Source organism: Hydrogenophaga sp. (genome assembly GCF_018780385.1).
Classification (GTDB): Bacteria; Pseudomonadota; Gammaproteobacteria; order Burkholderiales; family Burkholderiaceae_C; genus Hydrogenophaga.
This window is the reverse complement of sequence record NZ_JADMJO010000113.1, coordinates 1-24,781: the sequence shown is the minus strand read 5'-3', so window position 1 is coordinate 24,781 and position 24,781 is coordinate 1. Positions and strand designations below refer to the sequence as shown.

Genomic DNA, 24,781 nt, shown 5'->3' with positions numbered 1-24,781 from the left:
GTGGTGAACCTGCTGGTGTTCGTGCTGGGCATGTTCATCGACTTCTTCGAGATCGCCTTCATCGTGATTCCGTTGCTGGCGCCCGTGGCCGACAAGCTGGGCATCGACCTGATCTGGTTCGGCGTGATCCTGGCGATGAACCTGCAGACCTCGTTCCTCACGCCGCCGTTCGGCTTTGCGCTGTTCTACCTGCGCAGCGTGGCCGCGCGCAGCGACTACACCGACCACGTGACCAAGCAGCGCATCCCCGCGGTCACCACGGCGCAGATCTACAAGGGCTCGATCGCCTTCATCATCCTGCAGCTGATCATGGTGGTGGTGATCATTGCCTACCCCACACTGGTCACGGGCAGCCTCGGTGCCAAGGTCGAAGTGGATGACGCCGCGGTCACCGACATGCTGCGCAACATGCGGGGCATGGAAGAAGAAGAGCCGGCGATGCCCGAGCCCGGGAGCACCGAGCCCGCGGCTGAGGCGGGAGCACCGGGAGCTCCCGCCGGCCTGGAGCCGCCTCCACCGGAGCCCGAAGTGGATCCTGGCAAGGCGCTCGAAGAGTCGATGAAGAAGACCCAATGAGCCGCAAGACAGGAGCCTGCTGAATGCGCATCGATGTGAAAGTGCTGGATCCGCGCATGGCGGATCAACTGCCCGCCTATGCCACCGGTGGCAGCGCGGGTCTTGATCTGCGGGCCTGTCTTGATGCACCTTTGACCCTGGCACCCAATGCGTGGCAACTGGTGCCCACCGGTCTGGCCATTCACCTGGCCGATTCGGGTTTTGCCGCGATGATCCTGCCGCGCTCCGGCCTGGGCCACAAGCATGGCATCGTGCTGGGCAATCTGGTGGGCCTGATCGACAGCGACTACCAGGGCCAGCTCATGGTGAGCGCCTGGAACCGCAGTGGTGTGCCCTTCACCATCGAACCGATGGAACGCATCGCGCAGATGGTGATCGTGCCGGTGGTGCAGGCGCAGTTCAACGTGGTGGATGACTTCGCTGCCGAGAGCGAGCGAGGCGCGGGTGGCTACGGGTCAACGGGTCGCGGCTGAAGCCCAAGCGTTCTAGTGGAGCGTCCGGGGGCCAGGTGGCGTGATGCCCGGGCCTTGCAGTTCGTCGGGCTCATCCACCTGCATGCGGAAAAAGCCTGTGCCCAGCGAGCCTTTGCCCACCTCGGCCTCGGATGCTTCGCGCACCGCATGCACCTTCATCGAGATGCGCAGTGCAATGCCCGCCAGCGGGTGGTTGCCATCGAGCACCACGTGCTCGGGATAGATATCACTCACGAAGTAGAGCCGGTCGCGTGGGGCGGCCGGGTTGCACCCCGGTGGCAGGCCTTCAAAGCCCATGCCCTCTTCGAGTTCGGCGGGAAACAGGTGGCGCGGCTCCAGAAAGAGCAGCGTGTCGTCGTAGTCACCAAAGCCGTCCACCGGCTCCAGATGCAGCTCGATCGTGTCGCCCACCGAGTGGTTGAGCAGGCCCTCTTCAATCTTGGCCAGCAGGTCGCTGCCGCCCACGAGAAACTCCACGGGTTCTTCGAGCACATCGAGCGCTTCGCCCAGCGTGTCCTTCAGGGTCCAGGTCAGCGCCACGACGCATTGTTGGGTGATTTTCATCCGACAATTGTCCCATGTTCAAACCCGAAACCATTGGGCCGCAGGCCTCTGCCCCCGTCACGCAAGTGCCCGTCAGCTTGCTGGGCGGTTTGTCGCCAGCGCAGTTCATGCGCCGCCACTGGCAGAAGAAGCCCTTGCTGATCCGCCAGGCCATTCCTGACTTCCAACCGATCCTGAGCCGCTCGCAACTGTTTGACCTGGCCGGCCAGGAAGCGGTCGAGTCGCGCGTGATCGTGCGCAAGCCACAAGGTTGGGCACTCAAGCAAGGGCCGTTCAAGCGCAACAGTCTGCCGCCGCTCAAGCAGGCCGGTTGGACCCTGCTGGTGCAAGGTGTGGATCAACACGACGACGCCGTGCACGAACTCTTGCAACGCTTTCGTTTCGTGCCCGACGCGCGCCTGGACGATCTGATGATCTCGTGGGCCAGTGACGGCGGTGGCGTGGGCCCGCACTTCGACAGCTACGACGTGTTTCTGCTGCAGGCCAGCGGACAGCGGCGCTGGAGAATTGGTCGTCAGAAAGACCTGACGCTGCAGCCCGATGTGCCGCTGAAGATTCTGCAGAACTTCGAGCCCGAGGAAGAGCATGTGCTCAATGCGGGCGACATGCTGTACCTGCCGCCACGCTGGGCGCACGATGGTGATGCGATGGGCGACGACTGCATGACCTACTCGATCGGTTTTCGCGCGCCTCAGCGTGGCGGTCTGGCGGGAGAGCTGCTGCAGCGCATGGCCGACGAGCTCGACGACGAGACGCTCTACCGCGACCCCGGGCAGGTTGCCACAGCCCACCCGGGCGCCATGCCCGCCGGCTTGGAGGCTTTTGCGGCAGACGCGCTGCAGCGGCTGGTGGCCGAGCGGCAGTCGCTCGCCTGCGCGCTGGGCGAGGTCATGACCGAACCCAAGCCGCGCATCTGGTTCGAAGAAGCGCAAGATGACTGGGTAGCGGGTGCCGTGCGGCTGGACCGCCGGACCCGCATGATGTACGACCCCCGCCATGTGTTCATCAACGGCGAGAGCTTTCGGGCCGGTGGGGCCGATGCGCGCCTGATGCAGCGACTGGCTGATGAACGCGGTCTGGACGCGCGGCGGGTGCAGCGCGCCAGCGAGGGCGCGCAGTCGCTGCTGCAGGACTGGTTCGAGGCCGGCTGGTTGCACCGCGTGTGAAGCCATCGAGGTCTTTCTGATCACCCACCCAGGAGCTCGTCATGACCGAACCCGACACCGCAGACACCGTGCCGTTGTCTTCCTTGCCCACGGGGCGCTTGCTGGGCCGCCAGGTCTTTGTGGACACGGTGCGTCAGGCGTTCGAGGTGGCTGCCGAACAAGGCTGGAACCACATCACGCTGAGCGATCCCGACTTCGCTGATTGGCCCTTGGGCGAACGCTCCGTGGTGGATGCGCTCAACCGCTGGGCACACCGGGGGCGCAGGCTGAAAATGCTGGCGCGCAACTACGACCAGTTGCGCCTGCTGCATCCGCGTTTCGTGCAGTGGCGGGTGACGTGGTCCCACCTGATCGAGGCGCACGCCTGCCCCGGTGCGTCGGGCTCCGAGTTGCCCAGCGCCATGGGTTCTCCGGTCTGGACGCTGGAGCGGCTCGACCCATTGCGCAACACGCTGGTGGCAAGTAGGGATGCCGAGCGGCGGGTGGCGCTGCAGGAGCGTGTGAACGAGTGCTGGCTCAAGAGCGTGCCGGCGTTTCCAGCCAGTCAACTGGGGCTGTAGCCGCTCGCGCGGCCAAAGAAAAGGCCGCCCGAGGGCGGCCTTTTGCTGACGGCGTGGCGGTCTTTACTTCAGGTCGTTGGCCAACAATTGCGTGATGCGCTGGGCATTGGCCGAGCCGTCGGGCTGGCCCTGGGCGCCCAGCACCGAGACCGTGGTGGCCGTGTCGGCACTGCGCACCACGACCTGGTAACGCTCAGTGGCCGCCTCCTTCTTGGAGCCGCCGAACAGCTTGCCGAAGAAGCCGGGTTCCTTGGCGTTGGTCACCGGTTCCACGTAGCGCACGAAGTAGATGCCTTTGGTGCGGTCGCGGTCTTCCACCGTGAAACCGGTGCGGTCCAGCGAGAGACCGACGCGGCGCCAGGCGCGGTCGAAGTTGTCTTCGAACTGAACCACGGGCGAATTGTTCACCATGACCACCTTGGCCGCGGTCTGCACCGGCGCGGAGGCCGTGACGGCCTGAGACTGGGCTTCGGTCACGCCGAGTTTGACCATGAGGCGGCGCAGGAATTCGGTTTCAAGTTCCACGTCGGCCGGGCGGGGCTGCCAGACGGTCTGGTCTTTTTCCTTGGTCGAATACACCTCGACCATGCCACGGTGGCTGATGTAGACCTCGGTGCCGCCGTTGGCCGTGCGCTCCAGGCGGGTGCGGAAGCGGTCGCGCTCACCCGTGGAGTAGAGGTTTTCGAACACCTTGCCGATGGTCGAACGGATGAAGTCCTGCGGCAGCTTGGCGCGGTTCTCGGCCCAGTCGGTTTCCATGATGCCCAGGGTTTCCTGGTCGATGTCGAGCAGGAAGCCGTTCTCCTGCCAGAAGTCGCGCACGGGGCTCCAGAGCTTGTCGGCCGGGCGGTCGATCACCAGCCAGCGCTGGTTGCCTGCGCGTTCGATGCGCACGTCACCCACCTTGGCCATGGCGGTGGTGGCCGCGGTCGCCTGGGCCGGCAGGGCAGCCTGGTAGCCGCTGGCGGTCACGGTGGTGCCCGGCACGTTGTAACGCGAGTCGCGGTTGAGCTGGGTCAGGTCGGGTGGCACGTCCAGTGTGCTGCCGCGTTGGGCGCTCTTGTAGTCGATCTTGTCTTCCTGGAGCATGGAGCAGCCCGAGGCGATGAGGGCGGCAGCGGCCACCAGGCCCAGGCGGGACCACGCGGCAGCACCGGCCCAGGTCTTGAGGCGGGAGGTCTGATTCAGAGTGGGAGTGGACATGGGGAGCTCGGTGAAAACCGGGAGTGTGGGGTGGACAGAAGAGGGGGTTGGAGTCAGATCAGGCCGCTTTGTTGCAGCGCGCCTTCAACCAACGGCACCAGGTGGCGTGACATGGGGGTGAGCGGCAGGCGCATGGTCTCACGGCACAGACCCATGCGGGCCATGGCCCATTTCAGCGGAATCGGATTGGCTTCGCAGAACAGCTGCTTGTGCACCGGCATCAGGCGGAACTGGATGTCCATCGCGCGTTTCACGTCGCCTGCGATGGCCGCCATGCAGAGTTCGTGCATCAGCCGTGGCGCGATGTTGGCAGTGACGCTCACGTTGCCCTGGCCGCCGCACAGCATGAGGGCCACAGCAGTCGGGTCGTCGCCAGAGTAGATGGCAAAACCCTTGGGTGCTTCGCGGATCAGCCACTGCGCGCGCTCGATGTTGCCGGTGGCTTCCTTGATGCCGACGATGCCGGGCACCTGGGCCAGACGCAACACGGTCTCGTGGTGCATGTCGGCCACGCTGCGGCCGGGCACGTTGTACAGCACGGTGGGCAAGTCGCCCACGGCCTCGGCAATGGCCTTGAAATGCTGGTACTGGCCTTCTTGCGTGGGCTTGTTGTAGTAGGGAACGACCTGCAGCTGGCAGTCGGCACCCACGCTTTGCGCGAAGCGCGCAAGCTCGATGGCCTCGCGGGTGGAGTTGGCGCCGCAGCCGGCCATGATGGGCACGCGTTTGTCGCCATGCGTCTTGGCCTGTTCGACCGAGACGCGGATGATCTCGCAATGCTCTTCGACGGTGACCGTGGGTGACTCGCCCGTGGTGCCGACCACGCCGATGCAGTCGGTGCCTTCGGTGATGTGCCAGTCGATGAGTTTTCGCAGGGTGGGGTAGTCCACGCTGCCGTCTTCATGCAGGGGGGTGGCCAGGGCCACGATGCTGCCGGTGATGGTGTTCATTGCTGCAGGCTCAAATGGGGGCGCGTTTTGGGTGCCGCCCGGTGGGCGCGGCATCTCGCGCGAATCGTGCATTCTACCCAGTGGCATCCAGCGGATACCGGGGCGGCGAGTCGGGTGTTCCCGGGGGTTTTCGCACCGCCGCAATGCGCTGCACGAAGCGCTCGGGACGGTCACAGAAGCCGTCTTCATACGCCACCACGTGCAGACCCTCGCAGGCGCGCAAAAGTTCGCCGGGCTGCAGCAGGAAGTCGGGTCTTGAGGGCTTGCCCACGCTCTCGTTGCCGGTTGCAAAAGTCTCGTAAATCAGCACGCCACCCGGCGCGACGCTGCGCATGATCACGGGCAGCAGCGCTCGCCAGAGGTAGTTGGTCACCACCACGGCGTCGAAGGTCTCGCCTTCCAGCGGCCAGGGCCCGTTCTCGATGTCGGCCAGCACCGCCCTGCCGAAGGGCTTCACCGCTTCGATCGCCTCGGCCGATCGGTCCACCCCGGTGACGCTGCGACCCCGCTGCGCGAACCACTGGAGGTGGCGGCCGTGGCCGCAGGCCACGTCAAGCACCGTGCCCTGAGGGGCAACCAGATGCGACCAGCGCTGCACCCAGGCCGATGGCGCCTCGGTGCCGTGCATCAGAAGCAACTCCAGAGCTGGTCGGCCAGGTTGACGAGAAAGCCGGGCTGGTTGTAGAGCGCGAGCGTGCCCAGCAGGACGGCAACGACGCCGGTCCACATGAGGGCGCGAAGAGCCAGGGGTTTCACGCCAGCGCTCCCTGGTGCTGCGGTGCGCGCACGATGGGAGTCTCGCGCACCGGCAGGTTGATGAGGCCGGCGAACACGCCGAGCGCGATCGAGATGTACCAGACGATGTCGTAGCTGCCGGTGCGGTCGTACAGCACGCCGCCCAGCCACACGCCCATGAAGCTGCCGATCTGGTGGCTGAAGAACACGAAACCGCCGAGCATGGACATGTGGGCAACACCGAAGATCTGCGCCACCACCGCGTTGGTCGGCGGGATGGTGGAGAGCCACAGCAGGCCCATGACGCTGGCGAACACGTACACGCTCATGGGCGAGAGCGGCACGATGAGGAAGATGGCGATCACCACCGCGCGTGCGAAGTAGATGAACGACAGGATGTGCCGCTTGGCCATGCGCTGGCCGAGTGCGCCGGCCGCATACGTGCCGAACACATTGAAGAGCCCGATGAGCGCCAGCGCGTAACTGGCCACCTGCGGCGACAGCCCGTTGTCTTTCAAATAACTCGGCATGTGCACGCCGATGAACACCACCTGGAAGCCGCACACGAAATAGCCGGCCATGAGCAACTGGAAGCTGCGGTAGCGGAAGGCTTCGCGCAGCGCCTGCAGGATGGTTTGCTCGCGCGCTGGCGCGCTGCCGCCGGCAAAGCCGGGCTCGCGCAGCCCCCAGGCCAGCGGCACGATCAGCAGCACCGCGGCGCTCAGGAACAGCAGCGCTTCCTGCCAGCCGAAGCTGCTGATGAGCCAGCCTTCCACCGGCACCATGAGGAACTGACCGAACGAGCCGGCCGCCGCGGCCACACCCATGGCCCAGGAGCGCTTTTCTGCCGAAATCTGCCGCCCGATCACGCCGTAGATCACCGCGTAGGTGGTACCGGCTTGCGCGGCGCCGATCAGCACGCCGGCGGTGAGGGCAAACGTCATGGGCGTGGTGGTCAGCGCCATGCCGGTGAGGCCCAGGCCGTAGAGCAGCGCCCCGCCGATCAGCACGCGAAACGCGCCGAAGCGGTCTGCCGCCATGCCGGCGAAGATGCCGAACAGGCCCCATGAGAGATTTTGAATGGCCAGCGCGAAGGCGAAATTCTCGCGTGTCCAGTCCTGGGCCTGGGTGATGGGCTGCAGCCACAGGCCAAAGCCGTGGCGGATGCCCATGGAAAGCGTGACGATCATGGCGCCACAGGCCAGGACCTGAAAGGTGGAGAGCGGGGCGCGGGTGGGGGAGGCGGTGGCTAAGGACATCCGACGACTGTAGCGAAAAGGCCCGCAGTTCGCCTGTCGCCGTTGGCATCTGCTCTTGATATCGGCTCGGCCGATTGATGCTCGTTGGGCATCGCCGGCGATACCGGCAACGGGTATCTGTATTTTCATACAGTCTTTCGGGGCTGCCGTGCTTACAATCCGCCCCCATGGCAACCCAAACTCCCCCCGTTTATTCCGAAGGCTCCATCCGCGTCCTCAAGGGCCTGGAGCCGGTCAAGCAGCGGCCGGGCATGTACACCCGGACCGACAACCCCCTGCACATCATTCAAGAGGTGCTCGACAACGCCGCCGACGAGGCCCTGGCCGGGCACGGCAAGAAGATCAAGGTCACGCTGCATTCCGATGGTTCGGTGAGTGTCGAAGACGACGGCCGCGGCATCCCGTTCGGCCTGCACCCCGAAGAAAAGGCCCCTGTGGTCGAGCTGGTCTTTACCCGGCTGCACGCAGGTGGCAAGTTCGACAAGGGCAAGGGCGGCGCCTACAGCTTCTCGGGCGGCCTGCACGGTGTGGGCGTGAGCGTGACCAACGCGCTCTCGACCCGGCTGGAAGTGATCAGTTACCGCGAAGGCCAGGTGGCGAAGCTCGCGTTTTCCGCGGGTGACGTGATCGAGCCGCTGGTGCTGAGCCCCAAGGGCGAGGGCGACCGCAAGCAGGGCACGACCGTGCGTGCCTGGCCCGACCCCAAGTACTTCGAGTCGGCCGTGCTGCCCATGACCGAACTCACGCATCTGTTGCGCAGCAAGGCGGTGCTGATGCCGGGCGTGACGGTGACGCTGGTCAACGACAAAACCAAGGACGTGCAGACCTGGCTCTACAAGGGCGGTCTGCGCGACTACCTGCAGCAGACGCTCAACGGCGACCCGGTGATCCCGTTGTTCGAGGGCGAAGGCTTCGCCGACAGCGGGCACGACAGCTTCGCCGAAGGCGAGGGTGCGGCTTGGTGCGTGGCCTTCACCGAAGACGGTCAACCGGTGCGTGAAAGTTATGTGAACCTGATCCCCACCAGCGCGGGCGGCACGCACGAGAGCGGCTTGCGCGACGGCTTGTTCCAGGCGGTCAAGGGTTTCATCGAGCTGCACGCGCTCCTGCCCAAGGGCGTGAAGCTGCTGCCCGAAGATGTGTTTGCACGCGCCTCGTATGTGCTCAGCGCCAAGGTGCTGGACCCGCAGTTCCAAGGCCAGATCAAGGAGCGCCTGAACTCGCGCGACGCGGTGCGCCTGGTCGGCAGCTTCGTGCGGCCCACGCTGGAGCTGTGGCTCAACCAGCACGTGGACTATGGCAAGAAGCTCGCCGAACTCGCGATCAAGGCTGCGCAATTCCGCCAGAAGGCGGGCCAGAAGGTTGAGAAACGCAAGGGCTCGGGCGTGGCGGTGCTGCCCGGCAAGCTGACCGACTGCGAGAGCAAGGACCTGGCGCACAACGAGGTGTTTCTGGTCGAGGGCGATTCGGCCGGCGGCAGTGCCAAGATGGGCCGCGACAAGGAATGCCAGGCCGTGCTGCCGCTGCGCGGCAAGGTGCTCAACACCTGGGAGGTCGAGCGCGACCGGCTGTTCGCCAACAACGAGATCCACGACATTTCCGTCGCCATTGGCGTGGACCCGCACGGCCCGAACGACACACCCGATCTGAGCGGCCTGCGCTACGGCAAGGTCTGCATCCTGAGCGATGCCGACGTGGATGGATCGCACATCCAGGTGTTGCTGCTCACGCTGTTCTTCCGCCATTTCCCCAAGCTCATCGACGCCGGCCACGTGTTCGTGGCACGCCCGCCGCTGTTCCGTGTGGACGTGCCCGCGCGTGGCAAGAAGCCTGCGCTCAAGCAATACGCGCTGGACGACGGCGAGTTGCACGCCATCCTCGACAAGGCCGAGAAGGATGGCGTGGCGCGCGACAAATGCCAGATCAGCCGCTTCAAGGGTCTGGGCGAAATGAACGCCGAACAGCTGTGGGACACCACGCTCAATCCCGACACGCGCCGCCTCATGCCGGTGGTGCTCGGCGCCATCAACTTTGCGGACACCGAAGCCCTCATCACCAAGCTCATGGGCAAGGGCGAAGCCGCTTCGCGCCGCGAGCTCATGGAACTGCACGGCGATTCGGTCGAGATCGACATCTGACCGACCCACATTTTTGAACTGACGCATGTCCGACATCCTGAATCCCGAACTGCCCTTGTCCGAACCGGACGACGGCCTGAACCTCGCGAACTACGCTCAGCGCGCCTACCTCGAGTACGCGCTCTCCGTCGTCAAGGGCCGCGCCTTGCCCGACGTCTGCGACGGCCAGAAACCGGTGCAGCGGCGCATCCTCTACAGCATGGACCGCATGGGTCTGGGCTTCAGCGGGCCGAACAACAACACGGCGGCGCGCCCGGTGAAAAGCGCGCGTGTGGTCGGTGACGTGCTCGGCCGTTTCCACCCGCATGGCGACCAGGCCGCTTACGACGCGCTGGTGCGCATGGCGCAGGATTTCGCGCAGCGTTACCCGCTGATCGACGGCCAGGGCAACTTCGGCTCGCGCGATGGCGACGGCGCCGCGGCCATGCGCTACACCGAAGCGCGGCTGGCGAAGATCACCACCCTGCTGCTCGACGAGATCGACGAGGGCACGGTGGACTTCGTGCCCAACTACGACGGCTCCACCGTCGAGCCAAAACAGTTGCCCGCGCGCCTGCCGTTCAACCTGCTCAACGGCGCCTCGGGCATTGCCGTGGGCCTGGCCACCGAGATCCCCAGCCACAACCTGCGTGAGGTGGCCGACGCCTGCGTGGCGCTGATCAAGAGCCCGAAGCTCACCGACGACGAACTCTTCGCCATCCTGCCCGGGCCGGATTACCCGGGCGGTGGCCAGATCATCAGCCCGGCGGGTGACATCGTCGACGCTTACCGCACGGGTCGCGGCAGCCTCAAGGTGCGCGCGCGCTGGAAGATCGAAGACCTCGCGCGCGGCCAGTGGCAACTGGTGGTGACCGAGCTGCCGCCCGGCGTGAGCACGCAGCGCGTGCTGGAAGAGATCGAGGAACTCACCAACCCCAAGGTGAAGGCCGGCAAGAAGGCGCTCACCCAGGAGCAGACGCAGCTCAAGGCCAGCATCCTGATGGTGCTCGATGGCGTGCGCGACGAATCCAGCAAGGACGCGCCGGTGCGCCTCTTGTTCGAGCCCAAGAGCAGCCGCATCGAGCAGCAGGAACTCATCACCGCGCTGCTCGCGCACACCAGCCTGGAAAGCTCGACGCCGATCAACCTCACCATGATCGGGATCGACGGCCGGCCCACCCAGAAATCGCTGCGGCAGATGCTCAGCGAGTGGATCGAATTCCGCCAGAGCACCATCACGCGCCGTTCGCAGCACCGCCTGACCAAGGTGCTGGACCGCATCCACATTCTCGAAGGCCGGCAGCTCGTGCTGCTCAACATCGACGAAGTGATCGCGATCATCCGCCAGGCCGACGATCCCAAGGCCGCGCTGATCGAGCGCTTCCGCTTGAGCGACCGGCAGGCCGAGGACATTCTTGAAATCCGCTTGCGCCAACTCGCGCGGTTGGAGGCCATCAAGATCGAGCAGGAACTCAAGTCGCTGAAGGAAGAACAGGGCAAGCTGGAAGACATCCTGGGCAACCCCGGCAGCCTGAAGCGCCTGATGGTGAAAGAGATCGAGGCCGATGCCAAGACCTTTGCCGATGCGCGCCGCACGCTGATCCAGACCGAGAAGAAGGCCGTGGCCGAGATCAAGGTGGTGGACGAACCGGTGACGGTGGTGGTCTCCAGCAAGGGCTGGGTGCGTGCGCGCACCGGCCACGGCCACGAGGCCGGCAGCTTCGCGTTCAAGGCCGGCGATGGCCTGTATGGCACGTTTGAATGCCGCACGGTCGACACCATGATCGTGTTCGGCAGCAACGGCCGCGTCTACTCGGTGCCCGTGGCCAGCCTGCCCGGCGCGCGCGGCGACGGCCAGCCCATCACCACGCTGATCGAACTCGAAAGCGGCACGCAGCCGCTGCACTACTTCGCCGGCCCGGCCAGCGCCGCGTTGCTGCTTGCCAGTTCGGGCGGCTACGGTTTCCTCGCGACGGTGGAGAACATGGTCTCGCGCCAGCGTGGTGGCAAGACCTTCCTGAACCTCGGTGAGGGCGAGACGCCTTGCGCGCCCTCGCACGCGGCCTTCACGTCGGGCGGGCTGCCACTGGTGCCGGCCACGCACGTGTGCTGCGCCTCCACCGGTGGACGCATCCTCACCTTCGAGATCGGCGAACTCAAGCTGATGGAGAAGGGTGGTCGCGGCCTGATGCTGATCGACCTCGAGCCCAAGGACACGCTGGCCGGCGCGGCGGCCTACACCCGCAGCGTGAAGATCGAAGGCATCGGCCGCAGCGGCAAGGAGCGCGACGAAACGCTGGAGATCCGCAGCCTCAACAACGCGCGCGCGGCGCGGGCCCGCAAGGGCAAGGCGGCCGACCTGGGCTTCAAGCCGACCCGGGTCACCCGGGTGGAGTAGGGCCTTGGCCGGCGCCGCGCTCACGCTCGACGCGCTGCGCCGCTACGCGATTGCGCGCAGCCTGTTCAAACCGTTGACGCTGCCGGCGGCGATCCGCCGACTCGGCTTTGTGCAGGCCGACCCGATGCGGGCACCGGCGCGGGCGCAGGACCTGATCCTGCGCATGCGGGTGCGCGACTACCGCGCGGGCGATCTGGAGCGCCGCTACGAGCGGCTGGGCATCGAGGAGGACGCCTTCGTCAACTACGGCTTCGTGTCGCGCGACATGCTGGCCCTGCTGCACCCTCGCACGCCGCGCCGGCCGTGGGACGCGGCCACCACCGGTCGAGCGCGCGAGGTATTGGCCTTCGTGCAGGAGCGGGGTGTGGTGCACCCGCGTGAGGTGAGCGAGGCCTTTGCGCACCACGGTCGCGTGGCAGGCTACTGGGGCGGGGAACTCAACGCGAGCACCCGTTTGCTGGACGACATGCACCACCACGGCTGGTTGCGGGTGTGCCGCCGTGAGTCGGGTACCCGGGTGTACGCGCCGATGACCCATGTGGAACAGGACGAGAGCCCGTCGGCGCGCCTGGCGCGCGCCGAGGCCCTGGTCGATGCCATCGTGGCGTTGTACGCGCCACTGCCCGCGCCCAGCCTGGGCTACCTCGTCACGCTGCTGCGCTACGGCGCGCCCCACCTGGCGGTCGAGGCGCGCGCGGTGGCCAAGGCCGCACGTTCGCGCTATGGCCACGCGGTGGTGGACGGCACGATCTGGTTCTGGCCCGTGGATGAAAACCCGGTCTCGCGCCGCCACCAGCCGGACCAGGGCGTGCGGTTGCTCGCGCCGTTCGACCCCGTGGTGTGGGACCGCCGCCGCTTCGAGATGCTGTGGGACTGGGCGTACAAGTTCGAGGCCTACGTGCCTGCATCGAAACGCACCATGGGCCACTACGCGCTGCCGGTGCTGTGGGGCGAACAGATGGTGGGCTGGGCCAACCTGCGTGTGGAGCGCGGCCGGCTGCGGCACGAACTGGGTTTTGTGGCCGGTCGCCCGCGCGATGCGGGCTTCCAGCGCGCGCTGGACGAGGAACTGGTGCGTTTCGAGGTTTTTCTGATGCCAGAGGAATGAACATGGACAACAGTGAATGGACCGGGCTGGTGACGGCGGCGGTGCTGGCGGTGCTCGCGTTCGGCGTCACGCGCTTTGCCGTGCGGCACTTCGCGCGAAAACGCGCAGTCAAGGAGCAGGTCGCTGCACAAGTCAGCCAGAGCCGCCAGGTGCGGCGGGCGAGCGAACGCAGGCAGCAGCAAGAAGCGACACGAACGAAGTGACCGCTGCCAGGGGCATCGAGGGTCCGGCTCCGCCGGCCCGAGATGCCGCCCCCCTTCAGGGGGGGAGCGCCGTGAGGCGCGCGGGGGGTCAGCCGATCTCTGCGATCAGCTCGATTTCCACGCAAGCACCCATGGGCAACTGCGCCACGCCGAACGCACTGCGTGCGTGCGCGCCGACCACCGGGCCGAAGACCTGGCCCAGCAGCTCGCTGCAGCCGTTGGTGACCAAGTGCTGTTCGGTGTAGGTGGCGGTGGAGTTCACCAGGCTGAGCACCTTGACGATGCGCTTGACGTCGTCGAGGGTTTTGCCGGCGGCCAGGCAGGCCGCGGCCAGGGTGCCGAGCAGGTCGATGGCCACGGCGCGGGCGGCGGGCTTGGCTTCATCGGTGGTCATGGTCAGGCCGAGCTGGCCAACCCACGGTTTGCCGTCTTGTTTGGCGATGTGGCCGCTCAGAAAAATGAGGTTGCCGGTCTGCACGAAGGGAACGTAGGCTGCGGCGGGCACCGAGACGGGTGGCAGGGCGATGCCGAGTTGTGACAGCTTGTCGTAAATGCTCATGGGAAGGCTCCTGAAGAATGAGCGACCCATTCTAATGACCGCCCCGATGCGGGACGGGCTGCGCGAGGCTCAGGCCTTGGGGCTGTTCGCCAGCGCTTCGAGCACCTTGAGCTCGTCGGGCGGTGCCACGGTCACAGCCACTTGCAGCGTGTGATCGGCGCCGCTCTGGATCACACCGCGCATGGGTGAGACGTCGCCAAAATCGCGGCCGGTGGCCAGCGTCACATAGTCTTCGCCCGGGCTGCCCCAGCCGCAGCGGTTGTTGGTGGGGTCAAAGTCGAACCACGCGCCTTGGGGCTGCGCTTCTTCGTCCGACTCGCTCGCCACCGGCACATACACCGACACCCAGGCGTGTGAGGCATCGGCTCCGATCAGGCGCACCTTGCCCGGTGCGGGGCGCGTGAGCAGGTAGCCGCTCACGTAGCGCGCCGGCAAGCCCAGGGTGCGCAGGCAGCCCAGCATGATGTGGGCGAAGTCCTGGCACACGCCCTTGCCTTGCTCGAGTGCTTCAAGCGCGGGTGTGTTCACCTCGGTGCTGGCGGTTTCGTAGGTCAACTCGGTGTGAATCCGCTCCATCAGCGCCTGTGCTGCAGCCAGTGCGGGCATGCCGGGCTTGAATGCGGGGCGCGCGAAGGCGGCGAAGGCGTCATCGCGTGGCACGTAGGGCGATGCGAACAGGAATTCACTGGCCGGGTCGAATGGTGCGTTGGCGCGGTAGCGGAAGTGCTCTCGCACGCGCTCCCAGGTCATGCCGCGCCACGGTGGGGCCTGGGGCAGCGGCTGGTGAGCGCTGGTCTCGACCAGGCTGTCGGCCTCGACCGTGAGCACGCTGTGCGTGGCCTGCAGCGAAAAGAAGGTGCGCTGGTTGCCGAACACATCGGTGGTCTGGCTGCGCGCGGCCGGCATCGGATCGATGCGCAGCTCGTTCTGGAGCACACGCTGATGGGCTGTGCTCAGAGGGCACAGATGCACCATGTGCTGCGCGAGGTCGATCGAGCCGTGGTAGCGGTAGCGCGTGCGGTGGAGGATGCGTAAAAGCATGTCAGGACCTCCGCCGGGCCGCCCCAAGGAGGGCCAGCGCCCCCTCGGGGGGCAGCGACGACACGAAGTGCGGAGCGTGGGGGCTCATGGTGTCAGGACCTCCGCCGGGCCGCCCCAAGGAGGGCCAGCGCCCCCTCGGGGGGCAGCGACGACACGAAGTGCGGAGCGTGGGGGTTCATGTCGTCAGACTCCGAGCGATTGATTGCTCAAGTCGGCGTGGCTGAAATGCAGGCGGCTGAGCTCGTTGGAGAGTTCGACCGCCGCTATCTCGCAGCCATCCAGCAACTCGGCGAGATCGCTCCAGGTGCGCAGGCCTTCAGGGCTGCGTTGCCAGTTGCTCAGGTCTTGCAACACCCAGGCGTCGGGGTTGGGCAGTCCCTGCGCGAGCACGGCGTCTTGTGGCGTGGCGCTGCTGGCCAGCTTGGCCAGGCGCGAGCGCAGTGTCTGCACCACCCAGGCCATCGATCGGGGGTTGTCCCGGTCCATCACGAGCAGGTCGATCAGGGCGACCATGTCGCGCCGTTGCTGGTACTGCGCATGAAAGGTGATGGTGTTGTCGAACAGGGCCACCACCGCCTCGAAGCCCGCCTGGTCGTGCACGCAGCCGTGTTCGAGCGCCAGCGACAGCGCGCGCGAGAGCGTGATGAGACGTTCGATGTGCCTGCCCATGGAAAGCAGGCGCCAGCCGTCGTCGTGCACCATGCGGTCGGTTTGTGAGCCGGTGATGGCGGCCAGCAGTTCGCTGGCGTTCTGCAGCGCCGTCAAGGCCTCGGCGGTGGTGTATTCGGCATCGGCGGACAGGGCCGCGCAGTCGCGTGCAAAGCCGGTTTGGGTGCGTTCGATCAGGTGCCAGTGTTCCTGCGACAGACGCTCGCGCACCTGGGAGGCGGCGGCCTTGAGTGCGCGCAGGTTGAAGCCCACGCTGTGCGACTTGGCGGCCAGTGGTTCGCCCGCTTTGGGGCAGAGGGCAGCAATGAGGCTGCGCGCGAACACGCGCGGCGAGGCGGTGGCGCCCGGCGCTTCGGAGAGCACCAGTGAGTTCTCGGTGGCGGTGGCGGTGAGCCACGCCATCAGCGGGCGCGAGTTGGGCTCTTCGCCGCCGAGGTGGTTGAGCACGATCTGAGCGAGGCGCACGCTGTTTTCCGCGCGTTCGGTGTAGCGGCCCAGCCAGAACAGGTTTTCCGCGGCGCGGCTGGTCACGGGGCGTTTCTGTTGAGCCAGCGCCAGCGTACTGGGCGCCGTCTGCAGCAGGCTGGTGTGGTCCACCGGGCCTTCGGTGAGCACCCAGCAGTCGGCGCTGCTGCCACCGCGCTGCATGGCGGCAATCAGCTCGCCGCGCGGCGCCAGTCGCACCAGGCCGCCGGGCAACACGCGCCAGGAGCCGGCGCCGTCGGCCAGTGCAAACACGCGCAGCATGGCCGAACGCGGCATGAGGCGCTCGCCCGACCAGGTGGGTGTTTGCGAGAGCGGCAACCACGACTGCACGGTGTAATGGTCGGGGTGGCGTGCCATGCGGCCAGACCACTCGTTGAGCTCGCGCTCGCTCAGGCTCTGGCCCATGGCGGTGTCCAGACCGGAGCGCGGGTAGGTCGGTTTGATCACGCTGCCCTTGAGCAGCGGCAGCACCTCGCGCAGCGCGGCGTCTTCACCGCACCACCAGGTGGCCAGCGAGGGCAGGGCGAGCTCTTCACCAAGCAGGTGGCGGCTGATGGCAGGCAGGAAACCCAGCATCGCGCTGGATTCGAGCGGCGCCGAGCCGGGCGCGTTGGCCAGCAGAAGGTTGCCCGCGCGCAGCACCTGCAGCAGACCGGGCACGCCCAGGCGCGAGTCGGAGCGCAGTTCCAGCGGGTCGAGCCATTCGTCGTCGAGCCGCTTGATCAGCGCGTGCACCGGCTCCAGGCCGCTGAGTGTCTTGAGGTACAGGCGCTGGTCGCGCACGGTGAGGTCGTTGCCTTCGACCAGTGTGAGGCCGAGGTAGCGCGCGAGGTAGGCGTGCTCGAAATAGGTTTCGTTGTACGGGCCGGGCGTGAGCAGCGCGATGCGCGCGTTCTCGCCTTCGGGGCACACGCGTTTGATGCCGTCCATGAGCGCACGGTAGCTCGCGGCCAGGCGCTGCACCTTCATGCCGGCGAAGGCCTTGGGGAACTGGCGCGCGATGGCGATGCGGTTTTCCAGCAGGTAGCCCAGGCCCGAGGGCGCCTGCGTGCGTTGCCCCACCACCCACCAGCGGCCGTCGGGGCCGTGGGCCAGATCAAAGCCCACGATGTGCAGCCAGGTGTCGCCCGGTGGTTTCACGCCCTGCATGGAGCGCAGATAGCCCGGATGCCCCTGCACGAGGGCGGCGGGCAGCAGCGCGCGTTTGAGCAGTTCGCGCTCACCGTACAGGTCGGCCATGATGGCGTTGAGCAGGCGCGTGCGCTGCAAGACGCCGGTCTCGATCTGCGCCCAGTCTTTCGGGCCGATCAACATGGGGAAGAGGTCGAGTGCCCAGGGCCGCTGCAGGCCGGCCGAGGCGTCGGCATAGACGTTGTAGGTCACGCCGTTGTCGCGGATCTGGCGTTGCAGGTTGTCGCTGCGGCGGTTCAGATCCTTGAAGCCGTCGGTGCCGATGTGCTCGAAGAAGCTGTCCCAGTTGGATGACAGCGCGTCGCTGGTGGACTTGCCGCCAGCACGGAATTCGTCGCGGTGGCCGGCATCGGCGGGGATCGACAACGACAAAGCCCAGTCCCCGGGGTTCTCGGGGCTGAGCTCGTCAAACAGGGAGTCGGAGGCGTCGTTGTTCACTGCCCCCGAGTATGCCCGCAGGCCCGCAGGCGGCACCCCGCCAGGGTGGCGCCTTGTTGCTTACGTCACACAGGGCGTTTTGCCCGGCGAACGGTCAGTAGCGCAGGTCCAGCGTGGCGGGGAACTCCCGGCTGCTGCTGGCCGGCTTCACGTCCATGTGGCCGGGTGTGTGCCCCATCTGGAAGAAGCGCGACATGCGCCGGCTCTCGGCCTCGTAGGCGTTGATCGGGAAGGTGTCGTAGTTGCGCCCGCCCGGATGCGCCACGTGGTACTGGCAGCCGCCCATCGAGCGCTTCATCCAGGTGTCGACGATGTCGAAGGTGAGTGGCGCATGCGACGGGATCGACGGGTGCAGGGCCGACGGTGGGCTCCAGGCCTTGTAGCGCACGCCGGCAACAAACTCGCCAGCCGTGCCGGTGGTCTGCAGCGGGATGGCGCGGCCGTTGCAGGTGATCACGTGGCGGCTGTCGTTCCAGCCGCTCACGCGCACCTCGATGCGCTCCAGCGACGAGTCGACGTAGCGCACGGTGCCGCCGGGCGCGCCTTCTTCGCCCATCACGTGCCAGGGCTCCAGGGCGCTGCGCAGCGTGAGCTCGATGCCGCGCGCGGCCACCTGCCCCACCATCGGGAAGCGGAACTCGAAGTGCGGGTCGAACCAGGCCATGTCGAACTTGTAGCCAAAGTCGGCCAGGTCGGTGAGCACGTCTTCGAAATCCATGCGCACGTAGGTGGGCAGCAGGTAACGGTCGTGCAGCTCGGTGCCCCAGCGGGTGAGGCGGCCGTGCCAGGGCTGCTGCCAGAAGCGTGAGACGAGGGCGCGCAGCAGCAGCTGTTGCGCGATGCTCATGCGCGCGTGCGGTGGCATTTCAAACGCGCGCAGCTCCAGCAGGCCCAGACGGCCGGTGGGCGTGTCGGGCGAGTAGAGCTTGTCGATGCAGAACTCGCTGCGGTGCGTGTTGCCGGTCACGTCGATCAGGATGTTGCGCAGCGTGCGGTCGACCATCCACGGCGGCATGTGGTCGCCATAGGTGGTGCGGTTCTTCTCGATCTGCGCGAGCGCGATCTCCAGCTCGTACAACTGGTCGTTGCGTGCTTCGTCCACGCGCGGTGCCTGGCTGGTCGGGCCGATGAACAGGCCGCTGAACAGGTAGGACAGCGAGGGGTGGTTGTGCCAGTAGGCGATGAGGCTGCCGAGCAGCTCGGGCTTGCGCAGGAACGGCGAGTCGGCCGGGGTGGCGCCGCCCATCACGAAGTGGTTGCCGCCGCCCGTGCCGGTGTGGCGGCCATCCGTCATGAACTTCTCGGCGCACATCTTGGTCTGGTGCGCGGCCTCGTACAGGAACTCGGTGTGCTCCACCAGTTCGCCCCAGGTGTGGGCCGGGTGGATGTTGACTTCCACCACGCCCGGGTCGGGCGTGATCTGCAGCATCTTCAGGCGCGGATCGCGCGGTGGCGGGTAGCCCTCCAGCACCACGGTCACGCCCAATCGCTCGGCCGTGGATTCCACGGCGGCCAGCAGATCGAGGTAGTCCTCCAGGTGGGCCATGGGCGGCATGAAGACATACAGGTGCTGGATCTTGCCGCCGCCGGCCTTCTCGGCCTTGGGGCCGTTGGAGCGGTGCGGGTCGCGCGCTTCCACACAGAGTGCCGTGCGCGTGAGCCAGGCGGCCGACTCGGCGCGCTGCGGGAAGCGCGCGGACAAGGCCTGCGCGGGTGCGGCGCCGGGGCCGGGCTGACCCGCGCGCAGGCCTTCCACGGTTTCGGCATCGGGGTCGTAATCCATGCCCTGCATGGACACCGTGCCGCCTTCGGCAAAACCACCGCCCACCTGGTGCGGCGAAACCTGGTGCTTCACGGCGGCGCCGCGCGGCAGCGGGTCGCGCGCGGTGTGCGGGTCTTGTTCGATGTGGTACGGGTAGTCGCCGGCCGAGACCCAGGGCAGCGAGTCCAGCGGCAGGCGGTAGCCCATGGGCGAGTCGCCCGGCACGAGGTACATGCGCTCGTCGCGGAAGAACCACGGCCCGGTCGACCACACGGTGCCCGAGATGCGCGCGTAATTGCTCTTGCCATTGTTGGACAAGGCGCCGTTGGGGCCCGAGGCCTGCAGTGGCAGCACGTAGCCCACCGTGGCCTCCAGGCCCTGGGTGAACACGCGGCGCAGGCGCGCGCGCTCCAACTCGTCGTCGAGTTTGGCGTCGAACGGGTCCACGTTCACCGGCAGGCGGCGTTCGCGCCAGAGGTAGTACCAGGTGTCCTCGAAGCCGGGGGTGATGTACTGCGTGGACAGGCCGAGCTTGCGCGCCAGCGCCTGGGTGAAGCGGCGCGCGTCGTCGCTGGTGTAGTGCTTCTCGTCGCGCTCGTCGGCCAGCAGGGCGGGGTTCTGCCAGATGGTTTCGCCGTCGGCGCGCCAGAACATGGAGAGCGCCCAACGCGGCAGCTGTTCGCCCGGGTACCACTTGCCCTGACCCATGTGCACGAAGCCGCCAGCGCCGTATTCCTTGCGCAGGCGGTCCAGCAATTCGGTGGCGTAGCCGCGCTTGGTGGGGCCGAGCGCGTCGATGTTCCATTCGGCCGCGTCGCGGTCGCTGGTGGCCACAAAAGTGGGCTCGCCGCCCATGGTCAGGCGCACGTCGTGTTTTTGCAGATCGACGTCGACCTTCTCGCCCAGCGCCACCACGCCGGCCCACTGGTCGTCGGTGTAAGGCAGGGTCACGCGCGGTGATTCGTAAACCCGGGTCACACCCATGTGGTGGCTGAACTCCACCTCGCACTTGTCCATGGCGCCTTCCACCGGCGCGGCACTCGAAGGCTGCGGCGTGCAGGCCAGCGGGATGTGGCCTTCACCCGCGAGCAGGCCTGAGGTCGGGTCCAGGCCGATCCAGCCGGCGCCGGGCAGGAACACTTCGCACCAGGCGTGCAGGTCGGTGAAATCTTGCTCGGGGCCGTTGGGGCCGTCGACCGATTTCACGTCGGACTTGAGCTGGATCAGGTAGCCCGAGACGAAGCGCGCGGCCAGGCCCATGTGGCGCAGGATCTGCACCAGCAGCCAGCCGGTGTCGCGGCAGGAGCCGCTGCCCAGCTTCAGCGTTTCTTCGGGTACCTGCACACCCGGCTCCATGCGGATGGTGTACGCAATGGCGTGCTGCAGCTTCTGGTTCACGTCCACGAGAAAGTCGATCGTGCGGCGCTCGGTGCGGTCCACCGTGGCGAGATACGCCTTGAGCATCGGCGTCACGGGCGCGGTGACCAGGTAGGGCGCGAGTTCCTTTTTCTGTTCCTCGTCGTAGGTGAACGGGAAGTTCTCGGCGCGCGGCTCCAGGAAGAAGTCGAACGGGTTGTAGACCGCCATTTCCACCACCAGGTCGATCGTGACCTTGAACTCGGTGGTCGGCTCGGGGAAGACCAGGCGGGCCTGGTAGTTGGCAAACGGGTCCTGCTGCCAGTTGATGAAATGGCCTTCGGGTTCGATGCGCTGGGAGTACGACAGCACCTTGGTGCGGCTGTGCGGCGCTGGCCGCAGGCGGACGACCTGGGGGCCGAGTTTGACCAGCCGGTCGTATCGATAATGCGTGATGTGGCTCAGAGCGACATGAATGGCCATGTGGGGGCTTTCAACGGGGAGGAAACAATGAATCGTCAGGCAAATGCTGGGCCGTGGGCGCTGGGACTCATCCTAGCAAGTCTTGCGCCAAAGAACGATGACGCCACCGCAAGCACCGCTTTTGTGCGGACGTTGCGCGCGCTTCACTGATCATGCGGTGGGGCTGGCTGGCGGGGTTGCCCGGCTGGTTGCTGGGCGTGGCGTTGCAGTTGCAGCAGCCGGTGCTGTGGCCGGTGTGGGGCTATGCCCTCGTGCTGTGCGCAGGCATGGCGCTGACGCTGGGCATGCGTCGGCCGGCGGTTGCGTGGGGCGTGGCGCTGGTCGTGCTCGCGGGAAGCCTGATCGGCTTTGGCCTCACCGGTGCCCGCGCCGCGCATTTCGCCAGCCACGCGCTGGACCCCGCCCTGCAGGGGGCGGACATTGAACTGACCGGGCGTGTGGCCTCGTTGCCGCAGCGCATGGCGCAAGGTGAGCGGTTCGAATTTGTCGTGGAGACGGCCACGCGCGCGGGGAAGCCGGTGCAGGTGCCCGAACGCATCCAGCTCGGTTGGTACAGCGGTTTTGCACCCGCCGCCGAGGGAGCGCTCTGGGAACTCGCGAGCCACGGTCCGGCCGTGCACGCCGGCGACCGCTGGCGCTTCACGGTGCGCCTGCGCAGCCCCCACGGGCTGTCCAACCCGCACGGCTTCGACCGGGAACGCTGGCTGTGGGAGCAGGGCATCCAGGCCACCGGCCACGTGAAGAGCGGGCCGCGCGACCCGCTGCCCCAGCGGCTGGGTCCCAGCGGGCGGCACCTGCTGGACGCCCTGCGCCAGAGCGTGAGCGAGCGCATCGACGAGCGCGTGAGCGACCCGCGCAGCGCGGGTGTGCTGGCGGCCCTGGTGGTGGGCGACCAGTCCGCCATCGACCGGGCCGACTGGACGCTGTTCCGCACCACGGGTGTGGCCCACCTCATGAGCATCTCGGGGCTGCACGTGACCATGTTCGCCTGGCTGGCCACGGCCTTGCTCGCCGGGGGCTGGCGGCGCCTGGCCCGGGTGTGGCCGCAGGCGCTGCTGGCGGTGCCCACGCCGGTGGTGGCTGGCCTGGGCGGCGTGGTGCTGGCGGTGGCCTACGCCTTGTTTTCAGGCTGGGGCGTGCCCGCGCAGCGCACGGTGATCATGCTGGCGGTGGTGGTGGGCCTGCGCCTGGGCGTGCGGCACTGGCCGTGGCCGGTGGTGTGGCTGCTGGCGATGTCGGCGGTGTTGCTGCTCGATCCCTGGGCGCTGATGCAGCCGGGTTTCTGGCTCAGTTTCGTGGCGGTGGGGATCCTGTTTGCCACCGACCCCGGGCGCTCTCAGCGCGCGACGTCGGGTGGGCCGCTGCACCGGCGATGGGGGCGGACGCTGTTGAATCTGGTGCGCGAGCAGGGCGTGGTCACGCTGGCCCTGGCGCCGCTCACGCTGCTGCTGTTCGGGCAGTTCTCGGTAGTGGGGCTGCTGGCCAACCTGGTGGCCATTCCGCTGGTGACGCTGCTGATCACGCCGCTGGCCTTGTTGGGCGTGGCGCTGCCACCGCTGTGGGAGGCCGCGGCCTGGGTGGTGCAGGGCATGTCGGTGGGCCTGCAGTGGCTGGGGCAGTGGTCCTGGGCGGCGGTGTTCCGCCCCGCGGCGCCCTGGCCGATGGCGCTGGCGGCGGTGGCCGGCGGCGCGCTGCTGGTGCTGCGCCTGCCATGGGTGGTGCGCTCGGCGGGGCTGCTGCTGCTGGCGCCCGCGCTGCTGTACGCGCCGCCGCGCCCGTCGCCGGGGCAGTTCGAACTGATCGCGCTGGACGTGGGGCAGGGCAGCGCGGTGCTGGTGCGCACCGCTGGTCACAGCCTGCTGTTCGACACCGGCCCACGCTTCGGCCCCGAGAGCGATGCCGGCGAGCGCGTGGTGCTGCCGCTGTTGCGCGCGCTGGGCGAGCAGCTTGACGCGGTGGTGGTGAGTCACCGCGACAGCGATCACGCGGGTGGCGCCGAGGCGGTGCGTGCGGCCCACCCGCAGGCGCGGTGGCTGTCGTCGTACAGCGCTGACGCGCCAGAGCGCTGCGTGGCCGGCCAACGCTGGGCGTGGGATGGTGTGAGCTTCGAGGTGCTGCGCCCGTGGCCGCAAGACTTTGCCGCCGATGGGCAGGGTCTGCTGAGCAGCAACGCCATGTCGTGCGTGCTGCGGATCGCCAGCGCGCAGCACAGCGCCTGGCTGGGCGGCGACATCGACGCCGCACGCGAAGTGCAACTGGCACTCGCCCGGCCCGATGACCGCGCCACGGTGATGCTGGCGCCGCACCACGGCAGCCTCACGTCGAGCAGCCCGGTGCTGCTCAACACCTTGCAGCCGCGCTGGGTGCTGGTGCAGTCGGGCTACCGCAACCGCTTCGGCCACCCCGCGCCGGCGGTGCTGGAGCGCTACCAGCAGCGTGGCATTTCCTGGGTGAATTCGCCCGACTGCGGCGCGGCCACCTGGCGCAGTGCCGAGCCCGAAACGGTCGACTGCCATCGCGAATACGCGCGTCGTTACTGGCACCACACGGACCCCGCGCCCCTCCCGACTTCGGCCGAAGAACCCTGATTTCCGGTTTGCTGGCCCACTCCTTGCTATGCTGTGGTCAGGAGAAAAAAGCCCATGAGCAGACCGATGTTTGACGAAATGAATGCCTCGCCCAGCGAGGTTCGGGCCCATTACGAGAACTACGCCCGCTGGCTGGCGCAGCAGCCTGAAGAGGTCATGGCATCGCGCCGTGAAGAGGCTGAAATGATCTTCCGCCGGGTCGGCATCACCTTTGCGGTGTACGGCGCCAAGGACGAGGACGGTTCCGGCACCGAGCGGTTGATTCCTTTTGACCTGATTCCACGCATCATTCCGGCGCACGAGTGGCACAGCATGGAAGAAGGCCTGGTGCAGCGCGTGACCGCGCTCAACCGCTTCATCCACGACGTGTACCACGACCAGGAAATCATCAAGGCGGGCCACGTGCCGGCCGAGCAGATCTTCCAGAACGCCCAGTTCCGCCCTGAAATGATGGGCGTGGACGTGCCCCACAACATCTACTCGCACATCTCCGGCGTCGATATCGTGCGCGCCCCCAACGCCGAGGGCGTGGGCGAGTACTACGTGCTCGAGGACAACCTGCGCGTGCCCAGCGGTGTGAGCTACATGCTCGAAGACCGCAAGATGATGATGCGGCTGTTCCCCGAACTCTTCGGCGAGAACCGCGTGGCCCCGGTGGCCCACTACCCCGACCTGCTGCTGGAAACGCTGCGCGCCGTGAGCCCGGCCACCACGGCCGAACCCACGGTGGTGGTGCTCACGCCCGGCATGTACAACAGCGCCTACTTCGAACACGCCTTCCTCGCGCAGCAGATGGGCATCGAGCTGGTGGAGGGGCAGGACCTGTTCGTGAAGGACAACTTCGTCTACATGCGCACCACGCGCGGCCCCAAGCGGGTGGACGTGATCTACCGCCG

At 67.2% G+C, this 24,781-nt stretch carries 20 protein-coding genes; 10 read left to right on the top strand and 10 right to left on the bottom strand.

Annotated elements, in window-relative coordinates:
- On the top strand, positions 1–576 hold a 576-nt coding region (locus tag IV113_RS23285), incomplete at its 5' end, for a TRAP transporter large permease subunit (protein ID WP_291090275.1).
- 23 nt (positions 577–599) lie between these two features.
- Positions 600–1,049, top strand: coding sequence for a dUTP diphosphatase (dut, locus tag IV113_RS23280; protein ID WP_291090271.1), 450 nt, complete (start codon positions 600–602; stop codon positions 1,047–1,049).
- 12 nt (positions 1,050–1,061) lie between these two features.
- Here dut and IV113_RS23275 read toward each other — a convergent pair whose 3' ends face one another.
- Positions 1,062–1,613, bottom strand: coding sequence for a peptidylprolyl isomerase (locus IV113_RS23275; RefSeq protein ID WP_291090269.1), 552 nt, complete (start codon positions 1,611–1,613; stop codon positions 1,062–1,064).
- A gap of 14 nt (positions 1,614–1,627) precedes the next feature.
- Between IV113_RS23275 and IV113_RS23270 the strand changes: the two genes are divergently transcribed.
- On the top strand, positions 1,628–2,779 hold the full coding sequence (locus tag IV113_RS23270; protein ID WP_291090267.1) for a cupin domain-containing protein: 1,152 nt from the start codon (positions 1,628–1,630) through the stop codon (positions 2,777–2,779).
- Between the two features lie 41 nt (positions 2,780–2,820).
- Positions 2,821–3,339, top strand: a complete 519-nt coding sequence (locus IV113_RS23265) for a hypothetical protein (RefSeq protein WP_291090266.1) — start codon at positions 2,821–2,823, stop codon at positions 3,337–3,339.
- A 63-nt stretch (positions 3,340–3,402) separates the two neighbouring features.
- Here IV113_RS23265 and bamC read toward each other — a convergent pair whose 3' ends face one another.
- The 5 genes from bamC to IV113_RS23240 all read right to left on the bottom strand — a co-directional run bounded on the left by bamC (position 3,403) and on the right by IV113_RS23240 (position 7,486).
- On the bottom strand, positions 3,403–4,428 hold the full coding sequence (gene bamC / locus IV113_RS23260) for an outer membrane protein assembly factor BamC (protein ID WP_291090278.1): 1,026 nt from the start codon (positions 4,426–4,428) through the stop codon (positions 3,403–3,405).
- 167 nt (positions 4,429–4,595) lie between these two features.
- Positions 4,596–5,546, bottom strand: a complete 951-nt coding sequence (gene dapA / locus IV113_RS23255; protein ID WP_291090277.1) for a 4-hydroxy-tetrahydrodipicolinate synthase — start codon at positions 5,544–5,546, stop codon at positions 4,596–4,598.
- Between the two features lie 19 nt (positions 5,547–5,565).
- Complete coding sequence (locus tag IV113_RS23250) at positions 5,566–6,120, bottom strand: class I SAM-dependent methyltransferase (RefSeq protein ID WP_291090259.1); 555 nt, start codon at positions 6,118–6,120, stop codon at positions 5,566–5,568.
- On the bottom strand, positions 6,120–6,248 hold the full coding sequence (locus tag IV113_RS23245) for a hypothetical protein (protein WP_291090257.1): 129 nt from the start codon (positions 6,246–6,248) through the stop codon (positions 6,120–6,122). The genes IV113_RS23250 and IV113_RS23245 overlap by 1 nt, the downstream gene beginning before the upstream one ends.
- Complete coding sequence (locus IV113_RS23240) at positions 6,245–7,486, bottom strand: MFS transporter (RefSeq protein ID WP_291090254.1); 1,242 nt, start codon at positions 7,484–7,486, stop codon at positions 6,245–6,247. The genes IV113_RS23245 and IV113_RS23240 overlap by 4 nt, the downstream gene beginning before the upstream one ends.
- Before the next feature lie 167 nt (positions 7,487–7,653).
- Here IV113_RS23240 and IV113_RS23235 point away from each other — a divergent pair, with 167 nt between their 5' ends.
- Genes IV113_RS23235 through IV113_RS23220 form a run of 4 tightly spaced genes read left to right on the top strand, consistent with a single transcriptional unit; the run spans position 7,654 to position 13,312 of the window.
- The gene (locus IV113_RS23235) at positions 7,654–9,624 is read left to right on the top strand and encodes a DNA topoisomerase IV subunit B (RefSeq protein ID WP_291090251.1); all 1,971 of its coding nucleotides are present in this window, start codon (positions 7,654–7,656) and stop codon (positions 9,622–9,624) included.
- 25 nt (positions 9,625–9,649) lie between these two features.
- On the top strand, positions 9,650–12,001 hold the full coding sequence (parC, locus tag IV113_RS23230; protein WP_291090248.1) for a DNA topoisomerase IV subunit A: 2,352 nt from the start codon (positions 9,650–9,652) through the stop codon (positions 11,999–12,001).
- 4 nt (positions 12,002–12,005) lie between these two features.
- Positions 12,006–13,109: a crosslink repair DNA glycosylase YcaQ family protein gene (locus IV113_RS23225; RefSeq protein ID WP_291090246.1), complete on the top strand. Its 1,104-nt coding sequence runs from the start codon at positions 12,006–12,008 to the stop codon at positions 13,107–13,109.
- Positions 13,110–13,111: 2 nt separating this feature from the next.
- Complete coding sequence (locus IV113_RS23220; protein WP_291090243.1) at positions 13,112–13,312, top strand: hypothetical protein; 201 nt, start codon at positions 13,112–13,114, stop codon at positions 13,310–13,312.
- A gap of 88 nt (positions 13,313–13,400) precedes the next feature.
- On the opposite strand, the gene IV113_RS23215 is transcribed toward IV113_RS23220, so the two are convergent.
- The 4 genes from IV113_RS23215 to IV113_RS23200 all read right to left on the bottom strand — a co-directional run bounded on the left by IV113_RS23215 (position 13,401) and on the right by IV113_RS23200 (position 21,297).
- On the bottom strand, positions 13,401–13,871 hold the full coding sequence (locus IV113_RS23215) for a RidA family protein (protein WP_291090240.1): 471 nt from the start codon (positions 13,869–13,871) through the stop codon (positions 13,401–13,403).
- A gap of 69 nt (positions 13,872–13,940) precedes the next feature.
- A complete protein-coding gene (locus IV113_RS23210; RefSeq protein WP_291090237.1) occupies positions 13,941–14,912 on the bottom strand; it encodes a transglutaminase family protein in 972 nt (323 codons plus the stop codon).
- A gap of 183 nt (positions 14,913–15,095) precedes the next feature.
- A complete protein-coding gene (locus IV113_RS23205) occupies positions 15,096–17,696 on the bottom strand; it encodes a circularly permuted type 2 ATP-grasp protein (RefSeq protein WP_291090234.1) in 2,601 nt (866 codons plus the stop codon).
- Between the two features lie 94 nt (positions 17,697–17,790).
- Entirely contained in the window at positions 17,791–21,297 is a 3,507-nt protein-coding gene (locus IV113_RS23200; protein WP_291090231.1) for a transglutaminase family protein, read from the bottom strand.
- Between the two features lie 152 nt (positions 21,298–21,449).
- On the opposite strand from IV113_RS23200, the gene IV113_RS23195 reads away from it, so the two are divergent.
- Both IV113_RS23195 and IV113_RS23190 read left to right on the top strand, forming a co-directional pair.
- Positions 21,450–23,885 carry a DNA internalization-related competence protein ComEC/Rec2 gene (locus IV113_RS23195; RefSeq protein WP_291090228.1) on the top strand — a complete coding sequence of 812 codons (2,436 nt, stop codon included), beginning with the start codon at positions 21,450–21,452 and terminating at the stop codon, positions 23,883–23,885.
- Positions 23,886–23,939: 54 nt separating this feature from the next.
- The coding region (locus IV113_RS23190; protein WP_291090225.1) for a circularly permuted type 2 ATP-grasp protein at positions 23,940–24,781 on the top strand (842 nt) is incomplete at its 3' end.

What these genes read in the sequence shown, in the direction of transcription:
- bamC (WP_291090278.1), bottom strand. Translation starts at nt 4,428, where the DNA reads ATGCTCCAGGAAGACAAGATCGACTACAAGAGCGCCCAACGCGGCAGC.
- IV113_RS23270 (WP_291090267.1), top strand. Translation starts at nt 1,628, where the DNA reads ATGTTCAAACCCGAAACCATTGGGCCGCAGGCCTCTGCCCCCGTCACG.
- IV113_RS23265 (WP_291090266.1), top strand. Translation starts at nt 2,821, where the DNA reads ATGACCGAACCCGACACCGCAGACACCGTGCCGTTGTCTTCCTTGCCC.
- IV113_RS23250 (WP_291090259.1), bottom strand. Translation starts at nt 6,120, where the DNA reads ATGCACGGCACCGAGGCGCCATCGGCCTGGGTGCAGCGCTGGTCGCAT.
- IV113_RS23195 (WP_291090228.1), top strand. Translation starts at nt 21,450, where the DNA reads ATGCGGTGGGGCTGGCTGGCGGGGTTGCCCGGCTGGTTGCTGGGCGTG.
- IV113_RS23215 (WP_291090240.1), bottom strand. Translation starts at nt 13,871, where the DNA reads ATGAGCATTTACGACAAGCTGTCACAACTCGGCATCGCCCTGCCACCC.
- parC (WP_291090248.1), top strand. Translation starts at nt 9,650, where the DNA reads ATGTCCGACATCCTGAATCCCGAACTGCCCTTGTCCGAACCGGACGAC.
- IV113_RS23235 (WP_291090251.1), top strand. Translation starts at nt 7,654, where the DNA reads ATGGCAACCCAAACTCCCCCCGTTTATTCCGAAGGCTCCATCCGCGTC.
- IV113_RS23220 (WP_291090243.1), top strand. Translation starts at nt 13,112, where the DNA reads ATGGACAACAGTGAATGGACCGGGCTGGTGACGGCGGCGGTGCTGGCG.
- IV113_RS23210 (WP_291090237.1), bottom strand. Translation starts at nt 14,912, where the DNA reads ATGCTTTTACGCATCCTCCACCGCACGCGCTACCGCTACCACGGCTCG.
- IV113_RS23240 (WP_291090254.1), bottom strand. Translation starts at nt 7,486, where the DNA reads ATGTCCTTAGCCACCGCCTCCCCCACCCGCGCCCCGCTCTCCACCTTT.
- dapA (WP_291090277.1), bottom strand. Translation starts at nt 5,546, where the DNA reads ATGCCGCGCCCACCGGGCGGCACCCAAAACGCGCCCCCATTTGAGCCT.
- dut (WP_291090271.1), top strand. Translation starts at nt 600, where the DNA reads ATGCGCATCGATGTGAAAGTGCTGGATCCGCGCATGGCGGATCAACTG.
- IV113_RS23200 (WP_291090231.1), bottom strand. Translation starts at nt 21,297, where the DNA reads ATGGCCATTCATGTCGCTCTGAGCCACATCACGCATTATCGATACGAC.
- IV113_RS23275 (WP_291090269.1), bottom strand. Translation starts at nt 1,613, where the DNA reads ATGAAAATCACCCAACAATGCGTCGTGGCGCTGACCTGGACCCTGAAG.